Consider the following 18,255-nt stretch of genomic DNA (forward strand, 5'->3'; position numbering starts at 1 on the left):
GAAGAAAAAGTTTATATGGTGGCAGACTCTGCTATTTCTAAAATAAAAGAAGAAGATTTTTCACCAGAGAGTACTTTTGGTGAAGAGCATAGAGTTTATAAGAAATATTATGTAAAAGAGGGGCATTTAAAGATTCGGCAGCTTAGAGATAACATTGCAGTATGCTTTGCTGGAGACGTTGATGTTGGGAATGAGATAGAAGAACATTTGCATACACTGCTTGATGAGGTACCGTTTAAGGAATGTATACAACTTATAGAGAATTCTTATAATAACGCGAATATCGAGTTTATACTTTTAAAATCCAATGGTCAGAATGAGAATGATATTTATTATTTCAATGGAAGTCACTGTGATAAAGTGAACCAGGCAGAAATCGGAAATGGTAAGGATTTAGAATATTTTAGCCGTGATATGACTGGTATAGTAAATGAATTTCATAAGGCAGGTATAGATAAGTACTATTATTTAGGAATGGTTATGGGAGTGATGCAGTGCTATATGCTGAACAATCAAACATTTCAGTATGGTGTTGGCGGTACGGTGACCGGGATTGTAATGGATTCAAAGATTCACTGGTTCAGAGATATGGAATATTATTTGTTTGATGACGATATTCTAAAACCCGATACGATGTCTGTTATAGCGCGGGGACATAGTGTATTCACTTCTTCTGATTTGACAGGAAGTACTATAATGCTGCTGAATGAATATTTTGATAGTGAGTTGGAAAGAAATCCTTATTTACAGCGTTCGATGATAAAGATTCTTTCCGAAAAAAATATGTTCTATCAAATGTTTTATAGTAGAGTGGATAACGTAGCAGTATTCACTCAATTGAATGGATCGACACAGAAGCCATTTTTTAAGCGATGGATCCGAAGACGGAATGAAGCTACAGATTATGTGTATACATTCGATCCCCAGTTTGTGCAGTTTTTTTCAAAGCATGCAAGCCCTATGGAACGCCTTCCGACTGTGCTTGAAGTGGTAGCAAATGTAGATGATCACGCTGATTATAAAGATATTGCCAGTATCATTAAACAAAAGGATGATGGGTTTGTACGTGAAAACCCAGAGATGGATTTTGAATTTAATGAATTTGAAATGGTAGGATTTGATAAATCTGCGCTTAATAGTATTAAGAAAAGCATCAAAAAATATCATAATATGATGATCATTGATTTCGAATTTTTGTTTGGAGAAATTAAGGAAAAATTTGAACTTTATAAACCTCATCATGAAATGTATATAGAGGAAATGGATTTAACCCAAATTATTAATCCGTTTCCACATCTGATTTTAGATGATTCTTTTGAATCAGTCCATTTTGTGGATAATGATTTTGATAAGTGGAGAGTAATTATAATTAAAGATAAGAATAAAGATATTATAGTTGATGGCTATCATATGACGCGTATGTTTGAAGGATATGATAACTGTGAATTAATTGAAAGCGATGCATTTGAAAAAGATTACATGGGGTGGCTTTTTAATCTGATTAAATCTTTTTATCTTGATGAACATTACTTTGGACTGGAAAAGATGGTAATTGTTGCAGATGATTCCAAGTCCGATTCGCTTCTGCGGGAAATCATCCCAGGATATAATAGAACTGAAATACCAGATATTTATTTACTGCGTAATATGAACCGGTTAACGAATATGTATAGCTGTGCAGGGATGAAGTATGCTGTTATTGATCAAGTAATTGCTTTAATTATGAATCTGGAACCAGAAGAATTCTGGAGACTGGAATCAGAGGCATACGATATATAAAAGCAGGCGCGAGGACTCCATTTGTAATTTACGGCAGTTTTATGATTTATATAGACTTCGGACTGAGAGGGCAAGCACAGGACAGACGGTTTTTATAGCGTCTGCCCTGTCAGATTTGATTTCGCGGAGAGAATAATCACCAAAGTCATTAGTAAGCATGGGATTGACAAAACTCACAAAAAGAATTGTCCCGGAATATTGCTGGGTGATAGGGGAGCAACGCCCTGTACGCGCCACAACAATGCGGGGAAGGCCATATGAGAACCTGATTAACGCCCATCTGCCAGTGGCCAGGTCTGTTTTAACAAACCTGTGTGCGAGAACCTGAGATTGTACATTTTCCTTTCTTCGACGTGGATCTTTCTTCATATGAACGACAGGTAAAAGGCGAGCTCAAAATGCTGATGGGTTACAGTATTAATCCAATAATAAGAAATTTTGTTCGAAAAATAGTCTTAGTTTTTTAATAACCTTTTTATGGCGATACTGCAGCGTAGTAAACGGAACTCCTGTATTCTGTGCTATGCTGCGCAGCGATTCATCCTGGCAGTAAATGTGTGCCAGAAGTTCTTTGTCTTCATTATTCAGTGTGTTTAATGCCTGTTTTAACGTGTTTATCAGGAGGTCGCGTTCAGCCTGATGTTCTACAGGATTTCTGTCTTTTTCTGCAAATAATTCACTTCCGTTTAGGCCTTCTCCATCCAGAGCATCGTAGGAGAAGACGCCATTCCGAATATCCCCTTCTCTGAAATAACGATCCTTTCGCTCTCCATGCTGCCAAATCTTATAGATCTCCTCACTGACAGGAATACTTTGCTGTTCGATTTTAATGTAATAATTTATAGTGATCCCCTTCTTTCCTGGTTGTGCAAATAAAACAGGAGAAAACGAGTGCGGCGCTGTGGCCTTTTCGTTTTCTCCTGCTATTTGGTAATGAATTATTCCTTTGCTAGGTAGTTTTTTCTGTAGTTGTTTTTTGTGAATCCGGTTCGATTAAATGGATGTGCTGTACTTTTTTACAGCGCGGGCACTTGATCTCAATGCTTCCGGCGGTCGGCGGTTTAATGTCAAACAGGCGATGATGACATACCGGACAATAGATTATATGATTCATAAGTCTCCCTCCTTTGCGATCGAACATATGTTCTAATTCTAAAATATCAAATTTTTTAGATTATGTCAATACCAGAATAAAAAACTAAAAATACATTGTTAATTACAATGAAAAAATTTATAATAAAAGTACGCTTATAAAAAATCAATTAATATGTAGAAGAAATAGACACCTGATAACCAGGCTGGAAAAGCAAAAGCAGATAAATATTATGAAGGGAGAAGACTATGGCGGAGTATTTATCACCTGGAGTATACGTGGAGGAATTTGATTCAGGGGGGGTACCTGTGGAAGGGGCCAGCACCAGTATCGCCGGTTTTATTGGGGTGGCGGAGAAAGGACCGGTCGGAGGCGTACCGCGGATGGCGACTAATTTTTCGGATTTCAAGCAGGTTTATGGAACTTATCTTTCCGAAAGGGAATGTGGTAATTATCGTTTTCTGGCTTATGCAGTAGAGCATTTTTTTATCAATGGAGGGTCCCGCTGTTTTGTGGCCAGGGTCGCGCCGGCGGACGCATCCTGTGCGAAGGGAGCTGTGCCAAATACAGGAGATTACGTCCTGAAGTTTACAGCCAGTAATCCGGGGGCGTGGGGGAATGGGCTGAATATAGTTATATCTCCTTCGAGCAAGGCAAGGACTCAGGTCTTTGACGTGCTGGAGGCGGCAGAGGGCAGGCGGTACTCGGTTAAAAATAGTGTCGGATTTTTTGATGGTGATATTGTAGCGTTTTCAGATGGAAATACTACGGTTTATAATCGGGTGGTGGAGAGTAAAGACAATGTTATTTCCTTTGAACATGAATTTGATGTGGATGTAACGGATAAGAATCTATTGCCGGATAAGATTATATCCACCTGTGAGTTCAGGCTGGAGGTCAGGTCCGGCGATTTCGTAGAAATCTACGAGAATCTTTCTTTTAATAGTAATATTCCACAGTTTGTGGAAGCACAGGTTTCAAAATCAGATCTGATTTGTGTGGAATATGTTGGTAAAGGGAAGGAAGTACTTCGGCCTCCTTTTGAATGTCTTGCGTCTTCCGCTCAGGATACCGTGACTGTTAAGCTTTCAGGCGGCACGAATGGTAATATTCTGGACATGGAGGCTTCCGATTTTATTGGAAATGACGATGGAGCGGGAAATCGAACCGGAATTCAGGCATTTCTGGACAATGATATGGTTTCTGTTATGGCCGTTCCTGGTGTCACAGATCAGAAGGTCCAGCTTTCTCTGACTGCTCAGTGTGAACGAAAGAACAGATTTTCGGTTCTCGATATTCCACGGGAGGCAAAAGAGGTACAGGACATCATCAGGCACAGGGAAAATTTTGATACATCCTATGCGGCTTTCTATCATCCATGGGTGACGGTGTTTGACCCCCTCGATAAGAAAAATATAGCAATTCCTCCTTCCGGATCTGTGATGGGAATCTATGCCCGCAGTGACAATTCCCGCGGCGTCCATAAAGCGCCCGCCAATGAAGTGGTTCGGGCCTGTGTGGGACTGGATGTGCAGTTTGACAAAGGTGAGCAGGACATTTTGAATCCCAAGGGGGTAAATTTGATCCGGCTGTTCCCAGGTCAGGGGATCCGGGTATGGGGAGCAAGAACTGCAAGCAGCGATGGAACGTGGAAATATGTCAACGTGCGCAGACTTTTTATATTTTTAGAGGAATCCATAAAGAAAAATACGGACTGGGTAGTATTTGAAGAAAATAACGAAGAGCTATGGAGGCGGGTACAAGGAATAATAGAAGTGTTTCTGAGGGAGGTATGGAGAAGCGGCGGCCTGGCCGGATCATCTCCGGAAGAGGCATTTTATGTAAATATTGGGCGTGGCACCATGACACAGGAAGAGATTGATAATGGACACCTGATTTGTATCATTGGCGCGGCTCCTGTGAAGCCAGCTGAGTTTATAATATTCAGGATCACTCAGAATACCGCATCTGCACAGTGAAGATTTTAAGAAGAAGGAATGGTAGTGGCTGGTTTTCGCAGCTGCAGAAGCGTTGACAAGAATTTTTGCAGAAGCAGATTGTGAGGAACTGACGGACACTCATATGTATGCTATATGCGGACAAAATTGAATGAAAAATACAAACAATTATACGGGGTATGAAGTAAAGAAATGTGAGCGAAGGATAATGAAAATAATCGGCAGTTCAGGTGCTTTTCTGATTAACAGACTGGTCGTATCTGACGGATAATTATTGTTACAATAATAAACAGCAACTGGTTTATAAAATGTATATGAGTATTTTTTAGATAATGTTGTAGAAGGAATGTTTATTGTGTTCTATTACCGGACAGACCTATAAAACGGATATTTTGAGTCGTATTACAGATCTGGAAGGAAGACTTAAACGACTTGTTTAGCTTCTATAAACAGCTTCCTTCTATAACAGGGAAATTTGACGATATGGTTTGAGTCAGTTACGGATCAGAGGGGGCGGCCGAGTTAGAAAGTCTCCTTTTATGATTCACAGAGGTGTCCTCTGTTGGAGGACAAATGGTTGGGATAGATTTAGAGGTACTCAAAAGCACTAAGCAATCAAGTGAATTATTTTGGAAATATAAAAATTATAAAAAAATGCAATTGAAAATGAGTCGAAAATATTATCAGGGATTCTATTAGGAAATGCATCGGAAACGATATTAGGAAATCAATCAGAGGATTAATCAGAAAATCAATCAGGAAATCAATCAGGAAATCAATCAGAAAATCAATCAGGAAATCAATAAAAAAATGTATCAAAAATCTACCACAAACAATATCACCACATACATCAACCACCCCGCCAAAAACCACATCACGCATCCCTCTTTACCGCTCTTCCCCCTCCCCCTCAATCACAATCTTATCGAAATACCCACATGCCCCCAACACCCAAAGCGCCTCTTTGATAACCCGCTCATCTCCGGCGGCACGGAGTATGATTCGTTTGTTCTCAAAACGGTTTTCCAGAATGTTTTTTAGAGCGCCGGGACGGTAGGAGGCTCTGGGAATCATACCATAGCAGGCCTGCTGCACATTTTTTGCCGGAGGGTTTGGATCGATCAGAATAATTTTGTCGAAATCGTAAATGACATCGTTTTTCATATATCTGGTACTTCCTTTCGGAGAAGATGGATACATATGGTACTGCTGGTTTTTTTTGACTTAGCCGCGTGTTTACGGACTTTTTATAAGTCTGCCGTTTTGTCGAATATTGCGATATGTTTTGCTTTTCAAACGGCCGGAAACGTCTTATAGTGGTTACAAGAAAAGCAAAAAAAGGAGGGTTTTCCACATGACTGATACTGAAAAGATGAGGTTCATGGAAATGGAGAATATGAGGTTAATGGAAGAAAATGTTAAGCTGCGCAGAGTGATATCGAAATTAAACCAGACACTTAACAGACTGATCGAACATTACATAAGTTCTGACAGGATCGCATGACCGAGGGTATTGGGGAGTGCCCCGCACTCCCAATAAAACTCTCTGTTATCGCTATTCCGGATTTTCGGAATTATCAGTGCCTCCGGAAGCTTTTTCACCAAAGGGTGGAATAGGAGACTTGCCGGATGGTTCGATTCCTTTGTTTTTACGCACCAGATCCCAGATTGTCTGATGCATCCATTCAACGGTCTCGTTCAGCTTTTTATTTTCGGCTTCCAGTTCGACGATGCGATCGCTCATGCGGGCGATGACCTCCCGGTTATTATAGGCCTTGTGCGGCGCCATCAGGCGTTTGACGTAAGGAGAAGAAGCAGAAATAATCTGTTTCGACAGTAAATCGTCCCGCTCTTCACAGCTTAAATCCATAAAGTCCTGAAAACTGATGGACAAAGGTACCATGTCCACGGAGCATTTGGGGCATACCGCATTTTTAGGAAGCTGGTAGTATCCATAATACCCGCACTTCGAACAATAGTACACGGAAAGCTCTCTCATAGCGTCCTCCTTTTTTGCTTTTCCTGTCAAAATGGCAGTACTCTTCTATATATATAACGCAAAATAAATGAAATTGTAACGCGAAATATCGTCTTTTTGTAGAAAATTCCAAAATTTTATGTTTTATTAACACTATTGCTCTAAATATGGAGCAAAAAATGCAATCTTGTAATTTTTAATTTTAAACGTAAGAACTGTGTACACTTATCCCTGATACAGTAAAAAAACAGACTGCCCCAAGGGGCAGCCTGCCGGTTTGAACGGATGAAACTTTTATTGCTTTTTATTTATTCTTTTTTATAGCATTACTGGATACGTCCGTTTACGTCCACAACCCAGGTCTTGCCGTTAGAATCTTTATAATCTTTGAAGCCATTTCCAAGTTCCGGCTTTGTAGCGGATTTGGAGGAAGAGGACGCCTTCTGGATGGAACCGCTTGTGTTCACCAGATACTGATTTCCGTCGTAATTCATCGGAGCCAGTCTTAAATCAGAGTCTGCGTCTTTTCTTAAACCATACTCGTACAGTGTGTTGTCACGGATCCCGTGGAAGCCCTGGCCTTTTCTGGAGCCGTCGGTATAGAAGAACCATGTCTGATTCTCATCTAAATCTTCATTGTAAATAACCTGCTTGCCGGTTCTCATAACACCGTCCTCTGCGAAGTAGAAGTTGGCAACTTCTCCATCTTCCAGATTGACAACCTTTAAACCAGTCTGCATTTCACCCTTTGTATTAAACGCATATTTCTTAGACTCTACAGTGAATAACTGAAGTCCGTTATCTGCATGGTACGGCTTACCGTTCTTGAAGTAGAAGTTATAAAGTTCGCCTTCTTCACTGATGCCTTCCACGCCCTCGATGGTTCTCCATCCGGTTACGCGTTTTCCATTTTCCGGCTCATAGTACTGATATCCGGCCACGGTTGTTGCTGTATTTTCTGCAGCATCAGAAGGAGTTGCATTTTCTGCATTCTCTTCTGCAGGAAGCTTAAACCAGCCTGTCTGCATTACGCCGTCTACGAAGGTATAGTAGTCGCCGCTGATCTTTTTATCGACCTGATTTTCTACCATTTTTCCGTTTGTGTCAAAATAGTACCAGGAATGGGTCATCTCAGGATCGTCGCTTTCATTTTCCAGCTGAATCCAGCCAGTCTTCATCACGCCGTCGTTTGCCTCACCCAGGTAGTATGTCGCGTTATCGATTTCTACCTTTCCTGTCATCATCTGTCCGTCTTCGTTGAAGTAATACCAGCTTTCGCCGACTTTCTGCCATTTGGAAACTGCGGCCTTGCCGTTCTTTCCGTAATAGTACCAGTGGTACTCGGCAGCGTCAGGGGAGTCCCATGCGTCTTCATTTTCAATGGAGATCCACTGGTCCATAACCCGTTTACCGGTTTCATCAACGTAATATTCATCAATCTGTGCATTTGTGGCGATTTCGCCTTCTTCATTTAAGTAATACCAGTCTTCGCCGCGCTTCTTCCAGGTGTCTGTTAAGAAGTAATCGTCCTCTTCATAATATTTGAAGGAACCGTTTTCCTCTACCCAGCCGATTGTCTTTGCATATGCGATGGAAGAACCTGCGGTGAAGCCCATCTCTGGAGCTGCTACGGTCATTACTGCCGCAGCGGATAATACAGCCATCATTTTTAAATTCTTTTTCATAAAAAATTTCTCTCCTTTTTTCTCACTTTGATTTGTCGTGGCCGAAAATCCATAGTTGCATTACTCTGCGATTATAACGTACGCTAGGTGGGTAGCGAAAGTGTGGGTTGATGGCAGATATGGAAGGAGATAACAGAATATGGAGATGGATGTAGAATTTGAGGGGTTCCTCCGTAGAAGCAATCTGGCCGATAATACGATAAAAGCCTATGTATATGCGGTGAAACAGTATTGCGGCCGGTATGACAAAGTGACGAAAAGTAATCTCCAAAAGTACAAACTGTTTCTGCTTGAAAACTACAAACCGAAAACCGTGAACCTGCGGATAAGGGCAGTAAACTGTTATCTGGAAGCAATCGGCAAGGAAAAACTGGCATTATCTTCTGTAAAGGTACAACAGAAGACGTATCTGGAAAATGTAATCAGCGACGCAGATTATATGTATTTTAAGGAGTGCTTAAGAAGGGACGGGGAATGGTTCTGGTATTTTGTCATCCGTTTCATGGCCGCCACAGGAGCCAGGGTGAGCGAACTGGTTCAGATTAAGGCAGAACATGTGCAGACGGGCTACTTGGATCTCTATTCCAAGGGAGGGAAAATTCGGCGTATTTACATACCGAGCGCCCTGCGGGAAGAGGCTATGCAGTGGATTAAATACCGTGGAATCGAGAGTGGTTTTCTTTTTTTAAACCGTTCGGGAGACCGTATCACCACGAGGGGAATTGCCGGGCAGCTGAAGAAATTTGCCGCCCGGTACGGGATCCCCGTGGAGGTGGTCTATCCCCATTCCTTTCGCCACCGGTTCGCGAAGAATTTCCTGGAAAAATTCTCAGACATCGCGCTTCTGGCCGACTTAATGGGGCATGAAAGCATCGAGACAACGAGGATTTACTTGAGAAGGACGAGTTCCGAACAACAGCAGATTGTAGACCAGGTAGTAGACTGGTGAGAAAAGGGGGTAAAAAGTAAGAAAAACTTCAATATGCATTTTATAAGGGGTGTGGTATACTATGAGTACTTAGCGAGGTATTTTCGTACTTAGACAGACAATTATTATTTTTTATGTAAGGAGAATCCATCATGCGAATGAAAGTATCCAATTACATCTCCCAAAAACTTGTGGATTTTGGTATCACACAGGTATTTACCGTGACCGGAGGCGGAGCGATGCACTTAAATGATGCACTGGGGCATCAGGAGGGACTTACCTGCCTTTATAATCATCACGAGCAGGCATGCGCCATCGCGGCAGAGTGTTATGCGCGGGTTCAGGGACGCATAGCGGCCGTCTGTGTTACGACAGGCCCGGGGGGCACCAATGCTATCACCGGGGTTGTGGGAGGATGGCTGGACTCCATACCCATGCTGGTATTATCCGGACAGGTTCGGTACGACACGACGGCAAGGTGGTCGGGAGTGGGAATCAGAGCCATGGGAGACCAGGAGTTTGACATCACGAAGGCAATCGACTGTATGACAAAGTACAGCGAGATGGTCATCGACCCCATGAGAATTCGCTACTGCCTGGAGAAGGCCATCTATCTGGCCTATTCCGGCCGCCCGGGTCCGGCGTGGCTTGACATTCCGCTGAACGTTCAGGGCGCTTATATTGAGACAGAGGAACTGATCGGTTTCTCACCGGAAGATTATGAAGCGGGAGGCGATGGCTGGGCCGTGCCTTCCGATTGTCACGGCGATTCGTGCGGTGAACGTGTGAGCCAGTGTCCAAAGATAGAGGCCGACAATGCGGGGCAGGGCGAGAAACGTCAGGTGCTTCCGCCATCCGTGACGCGGGAAACGGCCAGAGAAATTATTGAAAAGATTAAAAACTCCCAACGGCCTGTAATCAACGCAGGAAATGGAATCCGAATCGGACATGCCTTCGATGTCTTTTCCAGAGTCGTGGAAAAGCTTGGCGTTCCTGTCGTGACCGGCTGGGACAGCGAGGACTGTATGCCGGATGACCATCCGCTCTACACGGGCCGCGGCGGCGGTATGGGAGACCGCGCGGGCAATTTTGCCATACAGAACAGTGACCTGGTTTTATCTCTCGGAAGCCGCTTAAGCATCCGCCAGGTGGGATATAATTACAGTACATGGGCGAGAGCCGCCTATACCATTGTCAACGACATTGATCCGGAGGAGCTGAAGAAGCCATCCGTTCACATCGACATGGCGGTCCATGCGGATGTGAAGGATTTGCTGGAACAGCTGGAGCTGGTTCTGGATGAAGAGTACGGAGCCGGACAGCCTGTGTTTACCGGCGGCACCGGGCTTAAGGACAGAACATGGACGGAGACCTGCCGCATGTGGAAGGAGAAATATCCGGTTGTCCTTCCGAAGCATTATGACCACGGGGAAGACGAGGACGCCAATGTCTATGCGTTCATGAAGGAAATGAGCAGCCGTCTGAATGAAGAACAGGTGATCGTTGTAGGCAACGGTTCCGCCTGCGTTGTCGGAGGGCATGCGTGTATCATAAAAAAGGGGCAGCGATTTATCTCGAATTCAGCCATCGCCTCCATGGGATACGATTTGCCGGCGGCCATCGGGGCCTGCATGGCCGTGCAGGAACGGTGCGTGCGGGAAGGCCATATGCAGGAAAACGGTGCGCAGGAAGGCCGTATGCAGGAACGGGATGCGCAGGAAGGCCACATGCAGGAACCTGTATCGCAGTTCGTCAGCAGCGATATTATTCTGGTCACCGGTGACGGCAGCATTCAGATGAATCTTCAGGAGCTTCAGACGATCATTCATCACCGGATGCCGATCAAGATCTTTTTGATTAATAATGGAGGCTACCATTCGATCCGGCAGACGCAGAAAAATTTCTTCGGCGAGCCGTTGGTGGGAATCGGTGTGGACAGCCACGACTTAAGCTTCCCGGATATGGAGAAGCTGGCTGGCGCCTACGGATATCCTTACTGCAGGGCATGCCATAACGGAGAACTGGTTTCGGCCATTGAGACAGCCCTCCGGACGGACGGTCCTGTGATCTGTGAGATCTTCGTGAGCCGCGATCAGAATTTTGAACCGAAATCAGCCGCGAAACGCCTTCCCGATGGAACCATGGTGTCTCCGCCGCTGGAAGATTTGTCTCCATTCCTTCCGGATGAGGAGATGGATGAGAATATGATGATTCCGCGGATCAGTGAATGATGAAATTGTGATAAATGAGCAGTGAAAGTGTGAAGAGTAAGGAGACGTTTAAACGTTGAATATAGTAGTGACGGGCGCGACGAGTTTTATCGGCGCGCCCATGGTTGACAAACTGATAGGAATGGGACATGATGTCTATGCAGTCGTGCGTCCTGCGTCAAAGAATATTGCAAGGCTCGATACGGGAAGGGAACGCCTCCATGTGATTGAGATGAATTTAGAGGAGGCCGACCGCCTGGACGGCGCGATTTTGGTGCCGTGCGAGGCATTTTTTCATTTTGGCTGGGACGGCGCAGGAAGTGAAAACCGGATGAACCGGGAGGTGCAGCAGAAGAACGCGTCAGACTCCCTAAAAGCGCTGGAAGGCGCGAGAAAGCTGGGCTGCCGGACCTTTCTGTTCAGCGGTTCCCAGGCGGAGTACGGGATCCACCGGGAAGCGATGACGGAAGACACTCCGCTGAATCCCGTATCGGAATATGGGAAAGCGAAGGTGGATTTTGGCAGGCAGGCCATGGAAGCGGTCAGCCGCTGGAGACAGGAAGGCTATGATTGTCACGGTGACTCGTGCACAGAGCGTACGAGCGATCATTTTCGGTACATTCATGCCAGAATTTTCAGCATCTATGGACCGGGAGATCATCCGTGGTCCCTGGTGGAAAGTTGTCTTAAGACTTTTCCGGCAGGGGGATACCTTTCTCTTGGCGAATGCACGCAGATGTGGAATTTTCTGTATCTGGAAGACTTGCTGGAAGCGCTCACCGCCCTTTGGTTAAGCGGCGCGGAAGGTATCTTTAACGTCGCGGGAGAGTGTGGGGAGACGAGGCCTTTAAGAGATTACGTCCGTCTGATGTATGAGGCGTGCGGCTGTCATGGATGCTACAGCTACGGCAGGCGGCCTCAGAATGCGGAAGGGCCGGCCAATCTGATTCCGGACGTGAAAAAGCTGATGGAAGCCACAGACTGGAGGCAGGAAATACCCTTTCAGGAGGGAATACAGCGTCTGATTCAAAGTAAAGAGTCCGGTAAGCCGGACTCATGCGCCGGAGCGCGGCTGCTTCAGCAGCCAGAATTCCTTAGTGCGGAGTGCGCAGCCCCCGGAGGGTTTTTGTTTCATAGGACGAACCTTCCTATGAAACAAAAATATTTGACAAACAGGAGTTTTTATGGTATGAGAGATAAGATTTGTATTGCATGCGGGAAAGCACTTCCAAAACGGCCGCTGATTGTTCTGGATGGCATGCCGGCCTCCGCACAGGATATCCCTGATGCGGAAGGAAGAAATGAGGACCAAGGGATATCCCTGCATCTGCACCAGTGCGATTTCTGCGGTCTGGTGCAGTTTGACTGTGAGCCTGTCGGCTATTATAAGGACGTTATCCGCTCCGGCGGATTTTCTACCACCATGGTGAATCTGCGCAGAAGACAGTACGAAGCCCTGATTGAGACGTATCATTTAGAGGGAAAGAAATTCATTGAGGCCGGATGCGGTCAGGGAGAATTCTTGTCCGTACTCACGGAGTTTCCGGTGGAGGCTTATGGCATTGAGCATAAGGCAGACCTGGTGGAGCTGGCGAAGAGCCGGGGCTTAAAGGTCTGGAGACAGTTTACGGAAGATGAGAATACGGTTCTGGAGAATACGGAAGACGGCTGTCACGGGCCTTACGATGTATTTCTGTCCTTTAATTTCCTGGAGCATCAGGCCCATCCGGTCCGGATGCTGAAATGTCTTTATAACAATCTGACGGAAGGCGGTCTGGGACTTCTGACCGTTCCGAGTCTGGAATACATTTTGAAATACGACGGATATTATGAGCTGATTCGTGATCATCTCGCCTATTACACCTTCGACACCCTGCGTTTTGTGCTTGCGGAGGCGGGCTTCGAAGTTCTGGAAGAGGAGATGGTGAACCGGGATACGCTGTCGGTGGTTGTGAAAAAACGGCCGGTGACGGAGGGGGCCGAGACGGAAGTTAGGACGACTGGAAAGACTGGGGACGCGGATCACGTCGGAGAGGATTCGGAAGTCCGCGGCATTTCCTCTGCCATTGCAGGCTTCGTGGAGAGCCGCCAGGAGTTGAATCTGGAAGTGGACCGCATTTTAAATCAGTTTGATGAGACAGGCCGGACGTTGGCTATCTGGGGAGCCAGCCATCAGGGATTTACCCTGGCGGCGACCACCGGGCTTAAGGACCGTGCGAAATATATGATCGATTCGGCAACCTTTAAACAGGGGCGCTTTGCTCCGGCATCTCACATTCCCATCGTAGCTCCGGATCATTTTGAAAAAGAGCCTGTGGATGGCATTCTGATCGTAGCTCCGGGATATACGGAGGAGATTGCGGGAATCATAAGAGAAAGATTTGGAAGCAATGTGGAAATTATGACCCTGCGGAGCAGACATATTGAGACAATGTTGTGAATAACCAAAGGAGCGTATTACGTTTATGGAGAATATCGTCATCACCGGGGCTACCGGATTTTTAGGGGGCCATCTGGCCCAGTGGTTTCTGGAGCAGGGAGACCGTGTCTATGCCCTGGTGCGGCCGGGATCGGCTAAATTACAGTATTTACCGGAGCACAGGAATTTGATTCCCGTGTACGGAACCATGGAAGAGGCGGCGGACTGCGTGGAAGAAATCGGCCATGCAGATGCGTGGTTTCATTTCGCCTGGGGCGGGGTGAACCGGGAAGAGATCGACTCGCCGGAGGTTCAGGCGGGGAATATAAGAGGATCTCTGGCCTGTGTGGAAGCGGCGCACCGGCTGGGATGCCGCGTATTCATGGATGCGGGCTCCCGGGTGGAATACGGAGTGATCGAAGATGGCCGCGGTGTTATGACGGAAGAGATGGAATGCAGTCCTGTCAATGAATACGGGAAGGCCAAGCTGGATTTTTTCCGGCAGGCAGTGCCGGTCTGTGAAAGGTATGGCATGAATTTCTGCCATCTGCGATTCTTCAGCGTTTATGGGTACGGGGACCATCCGTGGTCCATCATATCCACGCTTGTGAGGGAACTGTCGCGTGGAGGCCGGGTGAGTTTAAGCGCCTGCCGCCACGAATGGAATTTTATGTACATCGATGATGCCGTGGAGGCGGTGGGCCGCCTGTATGAGCAGGTGAAGGGCAAGCCCTGCAAAAAGGGCGCGGCAGTCAATATTGCCAGCCGTGACACAAGGGTACTCAAATCTTTTGTGGAAGAGGTTTTTGAACTTGCCGGAAAGCGCGGAACGCTGGAGTTCGGCACCTTTGTTCAGGCAAAGGAAGGCGCGCTGTCCATACGCCCGGATGTCAGCCGCATGGAGGCCATGACGGGCGGATTTAAAGAGCGCTATACGTTTGGCCGCGGCATTACGGAAATGATAAAGAGAGAAATGGAGCACCAGGATGAAGAAAATTAGCGTATTGATTCCATGTTACAATGAGGAGGAGAATGTCGTACCGATCAGCGAGGCGGTCATTAAAACGCTTCAGAAGGACCTTCCGGAGTACGATTACGAACTTGTTTTCATCGACAATGACTCGCAGGATCATACAAGGAGCTTAATCAGACAGCTGTGTGATGAGAATCCGAAGATTAAGGCGATCTTCAATGCACGGAATTTCGGGCAGTTTAACTCCCCGTATTACGGGATGCTTCAGATCACGGGAGACTGCGTGATCGAGATGGTAGCGGATTTCCAGGACCCGGTGGAGCTGATTCCGCAGTACGTCCATGAGTGGGAAAAGGGATATAAAATTGTCATAGGAATCAAGACCAGCAGCAAGGAAAACCGGCTGATGTACTGGCTGCGGGGCTGTTACTATAAGATGATGAAGAAGCTGTCTGACGTGGAGCAGATCGAGCAGTTTACCGGTTCCGGTCTCTATGACAGGGATTTTATCGAAGTGCTGCGGAATCTGGACGATCCGACCCCGTTCCTCAGAGGTATCGTCGCGGAGCTGGGTTTCAAGATTAAACAGATTCCTTATGAGCAGCCAAAACGGCGGGCTGGTGAGACGAAAAATCATTTTTACCAGCTTTACGATGCGGCAATGCTCAGTATTACTTCCTATACGAAGGCGGGACTTCGTCTGGCGACTATTTTCGGAAGCATCTGTTCTCTCATCAGCATGGTGGTGGCTGTGGTCTATCTGGTCATGAAGCTGATGTACTGGGACCGTTTTCCGGCAGGTATGGCGCCGGTGCTCATAGGCATGTGTTTCCTCGGGTCCGTGCAGATCTTCTTTATCGGCCTTATGGGAGAATACATTCTGTCCATCAATGCGAGGGTAATGAAGCGTCCGCTCGTCATTGAGGAAGAGAGGCTTAATTTTGCGGCGGGAAATGCGGCGGAAAAAGAGGAAGACGGCCTGGAAAACTGTGAGGACGCGGACCTTTTCGCGGCTTCCTTAGAGGATGGAGAGAACGTATGAAATACAAGATCGATGTGGCGCGTATCCGCGAAAATTCAATCGTATTAAATGGCTGGGTGATCGGAAGCAGCCCGGAGGCGAAGGCTGAATTCCTGGTCCAGGATGAGAATCAGAAGAACGTGGAGTTTAAGTACGTCCCGGTGCGCCGCGATGACGTCAGCCAGAATTATTTTAAGACCGTGTATGAGAAGGACTTCGGATTTGATATCCGCATTCCTTATGTGAGAGATAATAATGAGGACCGTTTCCTGGTGATTCGGTGCGACGGGAAGACCTCCAGGGTGAAGCTGAACACGGAGATCATCGAGAAGCACAACAGCTCCGCGCATAAGAAGCACGCGAAGCTAAAGAGTATGATGAATAAGGAGACGCTCCATTCGGCCATCGAGTTCTGGAAGGAAAACGGCTTAAAAGCGTTTCTTTTGAAATCGAGCCACAAGCTTCAGGGGATTGACAGTGATTACGATTATCCGGAATGGTACCAGCTGACGAAGACGAGTGACGAAGAGCTGGAGGCGCAGAAATCGGTGGAATTCGATTATATGCCGAAGCTGTCCGTGGTGATTCCGGCTTATAAGACGCCGGAGCGGTATCTGGCAGCCATGCTGGATTCCTTAAGGGCACAGACCTATATGCACTGGGAGGTCTGCGTGGCGGACGGAAGCCCCAGAGGCGAGAGCGCGGAGCGCGTGCTTAAGCGGTATGCCATGAAGGACGAGAGAATCCGCTACGTGGTTCTGGGTGAAAATAAGGGAATCGCGGGAAATACCAACGCTGCCATCGATATGGCGAAGGGCGATTTCATCGTTCTGGCCGATCACGACGACACGCTGGCGCCGGATGCGCTGTTTGAGTGTGTGAAGGCGATCAACCGTGATCCGGAGATCGACGTGGTCTATACGGATGAGGATAAGCTGGATATTGACGGCGGGGAATTGTTTGAACCGCATTTCAAGCCTGATTTTAATCCGGATCTGCTGACGAGTGTGAACTATATCTGCCATTTATTCGTGGTAAACCGGGAATTATTAGATGAAGTCGGGGGCTTTTTAGAAGAGTTTGACGGAGCCCAGGATTACGACTTCATTTTCCGCTGCACGGAGAAGGCCAGAAAGATTTACCATGTGCCGAAGGCGCTGTATCACTGGCGCTGCCATCAGAATTCCACCTCCAGCAATCCGGAGAGCAAGCTCTACGCCTTCGAGGCGGGGGCGCGGGCTATTCAGGCTCATTATGAACGCATGGGAATCCGGGCGCTGTCTGTGGAAAAGGGCGTGGACTACGGAATCTACCATACGAAATTCGAGATAACCGGGAATCCTCTGGTCTCAGTCATCATTCCGAACAAGGATCATACCGCGGATCTCGATGTCTGCATGCGTTCCCTGATTGAGAAGGGCACCTATAAAAATCTGGAATTCATTATCGTGGAGAACAACAGCGTGGAACCGGAGACCTTCCAATATTATGAGCGGATTCAGAAAGAGTTTGATTTCATACATGTGGTAAAATGGGAGCGGGAATTCAACTATTCCGCAATCAATAATTTCGGGGTGACGGCGGCCTCGGGAGAGTATCTCCTGTTCTTAAACAATGATACGGAGCTGATTAATCCCGAGAGCATTGAGGAGCTGCTGGGCTTCTGTCAGAGAGATGACGTGGGTATCGTGGGAGCCAGACTTCTCTATTCCGACGATACGATTCAGCATGCGGGAGTGGTCGTGGGATTCGGCGGCATCGCCGGTCATACCTTTATCGGCCTTCACCGGGCGGAGAGCAGCTATTTCAACAGGGCTATGTGTGCCCAGGATTACAGCGCGGTGACAGCGGCCTGCATGATGAGCAGGAAATCACTGTTTGAAAAGGCTGGCGGCTTCACGGAGGAGTTAGCCGTTGCATTTAATGATATCGATTACTGTATGAAGATCCGGTCCCTGGGCAAGCTTGTGGTATATGCGCCGTATGCGCTTTTCTACCATTATGAGTCCAAATCGCGGGGGCTGGAGGATACGCCGGAGAAGGTGGAACGGTTTAACCGGGAGATTAAGCTGTTTGCGGACAGGTGGCCGGATATTTTAAAGGACGGGGATCCATATTACAATCCTAACCTGACGCTTCGTAAATCCAACTTTGCCTTACGCGACCTGCGTAAGGAGAAAATCGGGGAGCCTTATCGGCTGGAGGTATAAG

Annotated in this window: 12 protein-coding genes and 1 pseudogene; 10 read left to right on the plus strand and 3 right to left on the minus strand. The window is 46.7% G+C overall.

Going from position 1 to position 18,255, the window contains the following annotated elements; genetic code table 11:
• The first annotated feature begins 15 nt into the window (after positions 1–15).
• Both H8S75_RS19130 and H8S75_RS19135 read left to right on the plus strand, forming a co-directional pair.
• The gene (locus H8S75_RS19130; protein WP_187023007.1) at positions 16–1,779 is read left to right on the plus strand and encodes a hypothetical protein; all 1,764 of its coding nucleotides are present in this window, start codon (positions 16–18) and stop codon (positions 1,777–1,779) included.
• Positions 1,780–3,120: 1,341 nt separating this feature from the next.
• The gene (locus tag H8S75_RS19135; RefSeq protein ID WP_187023008.1) at positions 3,121–4,851 is read left to right on the plus strand and encodes a phage tail sheath family protein; all 1,731 of its coding nucleotides are present in this window, start codon (positions 3,121–3,123) and stop codon (positions 4,849–4,851) included.
• A gap of 867 nt (positions 4,852–5,718) precedes the next feature.
• On the opposite strand, the gene H8S75_RS19140 is transcribed toward H8S75_RS19135, so the two are convergent.
• On the minus strand, positions 5,719–5,994 hold the full coding sequence (locus tag H8S75_RS19140; RefSeq protein ID WP_187023009.1) for a hypothetical protein: 276 nt from the start codon (positions 5,992–5,994) through the stop codon (positions 5,719–5,721).
• A gap of 190 nt (positions 5,995–6,184) precedes the next feature.
• Here H8S75_RS19140 and H8S75_RS19145 point away from each other — a divergent pair, with 190 nt between their 5' ends.
• Positions 6,185–6,334 (plus strand): hypothetical protein, encoded by a 150-nt coding sequence (locus tag H8S75_RS19145; protein WP_002601597.1) that lies wholly within the window; start codon positions 6,185–6,187, stop codon positions 6,332–6,334.
• 51 nt (positions 6,335–6,385) lie between these two features.
• On the opposite strand, the gene H8S75_RS19150 is transcribed toward H8S75_RS19145, so the two are convergent.
• Both H8S75_RS19150 and H8S75_RS19155 read right to left on the minus strand, forming a co-directional pair.
• Complete coding sequence (locus tag H8S75_RS19150; RefSeq protein WP_187023010.1) at positions 6,386–6,829, minus strand: hypothetical protein; 444 nt, start codon at positions 6,827–6,829, stop codon at positions 6,386–6,388.
• A gap of 305 nt (positions 6,830–7,134) precedes the next feature.
• Positions 7,135–8,493 (minus strand): N-acetylmuramoyl-L-alanine amidase family protein, encoded by a 1,359-nt coding sequence (locus tag H8S75_RS19155; RefSeq protein WP_187023011.1) that lies wholly within the window; start codon positions 8,491–8,493, stop codon positions 7,135–7,137.
• Positions 8,494–8,632: 139 nt separating this feature from the next.
• On the opposite strand from H8S75_RS19155, the gene H8S75_RS19160 reads away from it, so the two are divergent.
• From H8S75_RS19160 to H8S75_RS19190, 7 genes and pseudogenes are all read left to right on the plus strand, one after another.
• Positions 8,633–9,442 carry a tyrosine-type recombinase/integrase gene (locus H8S75_RS19160; protein ID WP_207643198.1) on the plus strand — a complete coding sequence of 270 codons (810 nt, stop codon included), beginning with the start codon at positions 8,633–8,635 and terminating at the stop codon, positions 9,440–9,442.
• A 131-nt stretch (positions 9,443–9,573) separates the two neighbouring features.
• Entirely contained in the window at positions 9,574–11,652 is a 2,079-nt protein-coding gene (locus tag H8S75_RS19165; protein ID WP_187023012.1) for a thiamine pyrophosphate-binding protein, read from the plus strand.
• Between the two features lie 67 nt (positions 11,653–11,719).
• Positions 11,720–12,640, plus strand: a pseudogene (locus tag H8S75_RS33625) (NAD-dependent epimerase/dehydratase family protein); the annotation flags it as partial.
• Positions 12,641–12,820: 180 nt separating this feature from the next.
• A complete protein-coding gene (locus H8S75_RS33630) occupies positions 12,821–14,071 on the plus strand; it encodes a class I SAM-dependent methyltransferase (protein ID WP_187023047.1) in 1,251 nt (416 codons plus the stop codon).
• A 25-nt stretch (positions 14,072–14,096) separates the two neighbouring features.
• The gene (locus H8S75_RS19180) at positions 14,097–15,050 is read left to right on the plus strand and encodes an NAD-dependent epimerase/dehydratase family protein (protein WP_187023013.1); all 954 of its coding nucleotides are present in this window, start codon (positions 14,097–14,099) and stop codon (positions 15,048–15,050) included.
• Positions 15,037–16,065, plus strand: coding sequence for a glycosyltransferase family 2 protein (locus H8S75_RS19185; protein ID WP_055654904.1), 1,029 nt, complete (start codon positions 15,037–15,039; stop codon positions 16,063–16,065). The genes H8S75_RS19180 and H8S75_RS19185 overlap by 14 nt, the downstream gene beginning before the upstream one ends.
• Positions 16,062–18,254: a glycosyltransferase family 2 protein gene (locus H8S75_RS19190; RefSeq protein ID WP_187023014.1), complete on the plus strand. Its 2,193-nt coding sequence runs from the start codon at positions 16,062–16,064 to the stop codon at positions 18,252–18,254. The genes H8S75_RS19185 and H8S75_RS19190 overlap by 4 nt, the downstream gene beginning before the upstream one ends.
• The last annotated feature ends 1 nt before the right edge of the window (position 18,255 follow it).

It is taken from the genome of Hungatella hominis (genome assembly GCF_014288005.1).
Taxonomy (GTDB): Bacteria; Bacillota; Clostridia; order Lachnospirales; family Lachnospiraceae; genus Hungatella; species Hungatella effluvii.

Coding starts and splice junctions, on each gene's coding strand:
- H8S75_RS19130 (WP_187023007.1), top strand. CDS start 16: ATGGTGGCAGACTCTGCTATTTCTAAAATAAAAGAAGAAGATTTTTCA.
- H8S75_RS19135 (WP_187023008.1), top strand. CDS start 3,121: ATGGCGGAGTATTTATCACCTGGAGTATACGTGGAGGAATTTGATTCA.
- H8S75_RS19140 (WP_187023009.1), bottom strand. CDS start 5,994: ATGAAAAACGATGTCATTTACGATTTCGACAAAATTATTCTGATCGAT.
- H8S75_RS19145 (WP_002601597.1), top strand. CDS start 6,185: ATGACTGATACTGAAAAGATGAGGTTCATGGAAATGGAGAATATGAGG.
- H8S75_RS19150 (WP_187023010.1), bottom strand. CDS start 6,829: ATGAGAGAGCTTTCCGTGTACTATTGTTCGAAGTGCGGGTATTATGGA.
- H8S75_RS19155 (WP_187023011.1), bottom strand. CDS start 8,493: ATGAAAAAGAATTTAAAAATGATGGCTGTATTATCCGCTGCGGCAGTA.
- H8S75_RS19160 (WP_207643198.1), top strand. CDS start 8,633: ATGGAGATGGATGTAGAATTTGAGGGGTTCCTCCGTAGAAGCAATCTG.
- H8S75_RS19165 (WP_187023012.1), top strand. CDS start 9,574: ATGCGAATGAAAGTATCCAATTACATCTCCCAAAAACTTGTGGATTTT.
- H8S75_RS33630 (WP_187023047.1), top strand. CDS start 12,821: ATGAGAGATAAGATTTGTATTGCATGCGGGAAAGCACTTCCAAAACGG.
- H8S75_RS19180 (WP_187023013.1), top strand. CDS start 14,097: ATGGAGAATATCGTCATCACCGGGGCTACCGGATTTTTAGGGGGCCAT.
- H8S75_RS19185 (WP_055654904.1), top strand. CDS start 15,037: ATGAAGAAAATTAGCGTATTGATTCCATGTTACAATGAGGAGGAGAAT.
- H8S75_RS19190 (WP_187023014.1), top strand. CDS start 16,062: ATGAAATACAAGATCGATGTGGCGCGTATCCGCGAAAATTCAATCGTA.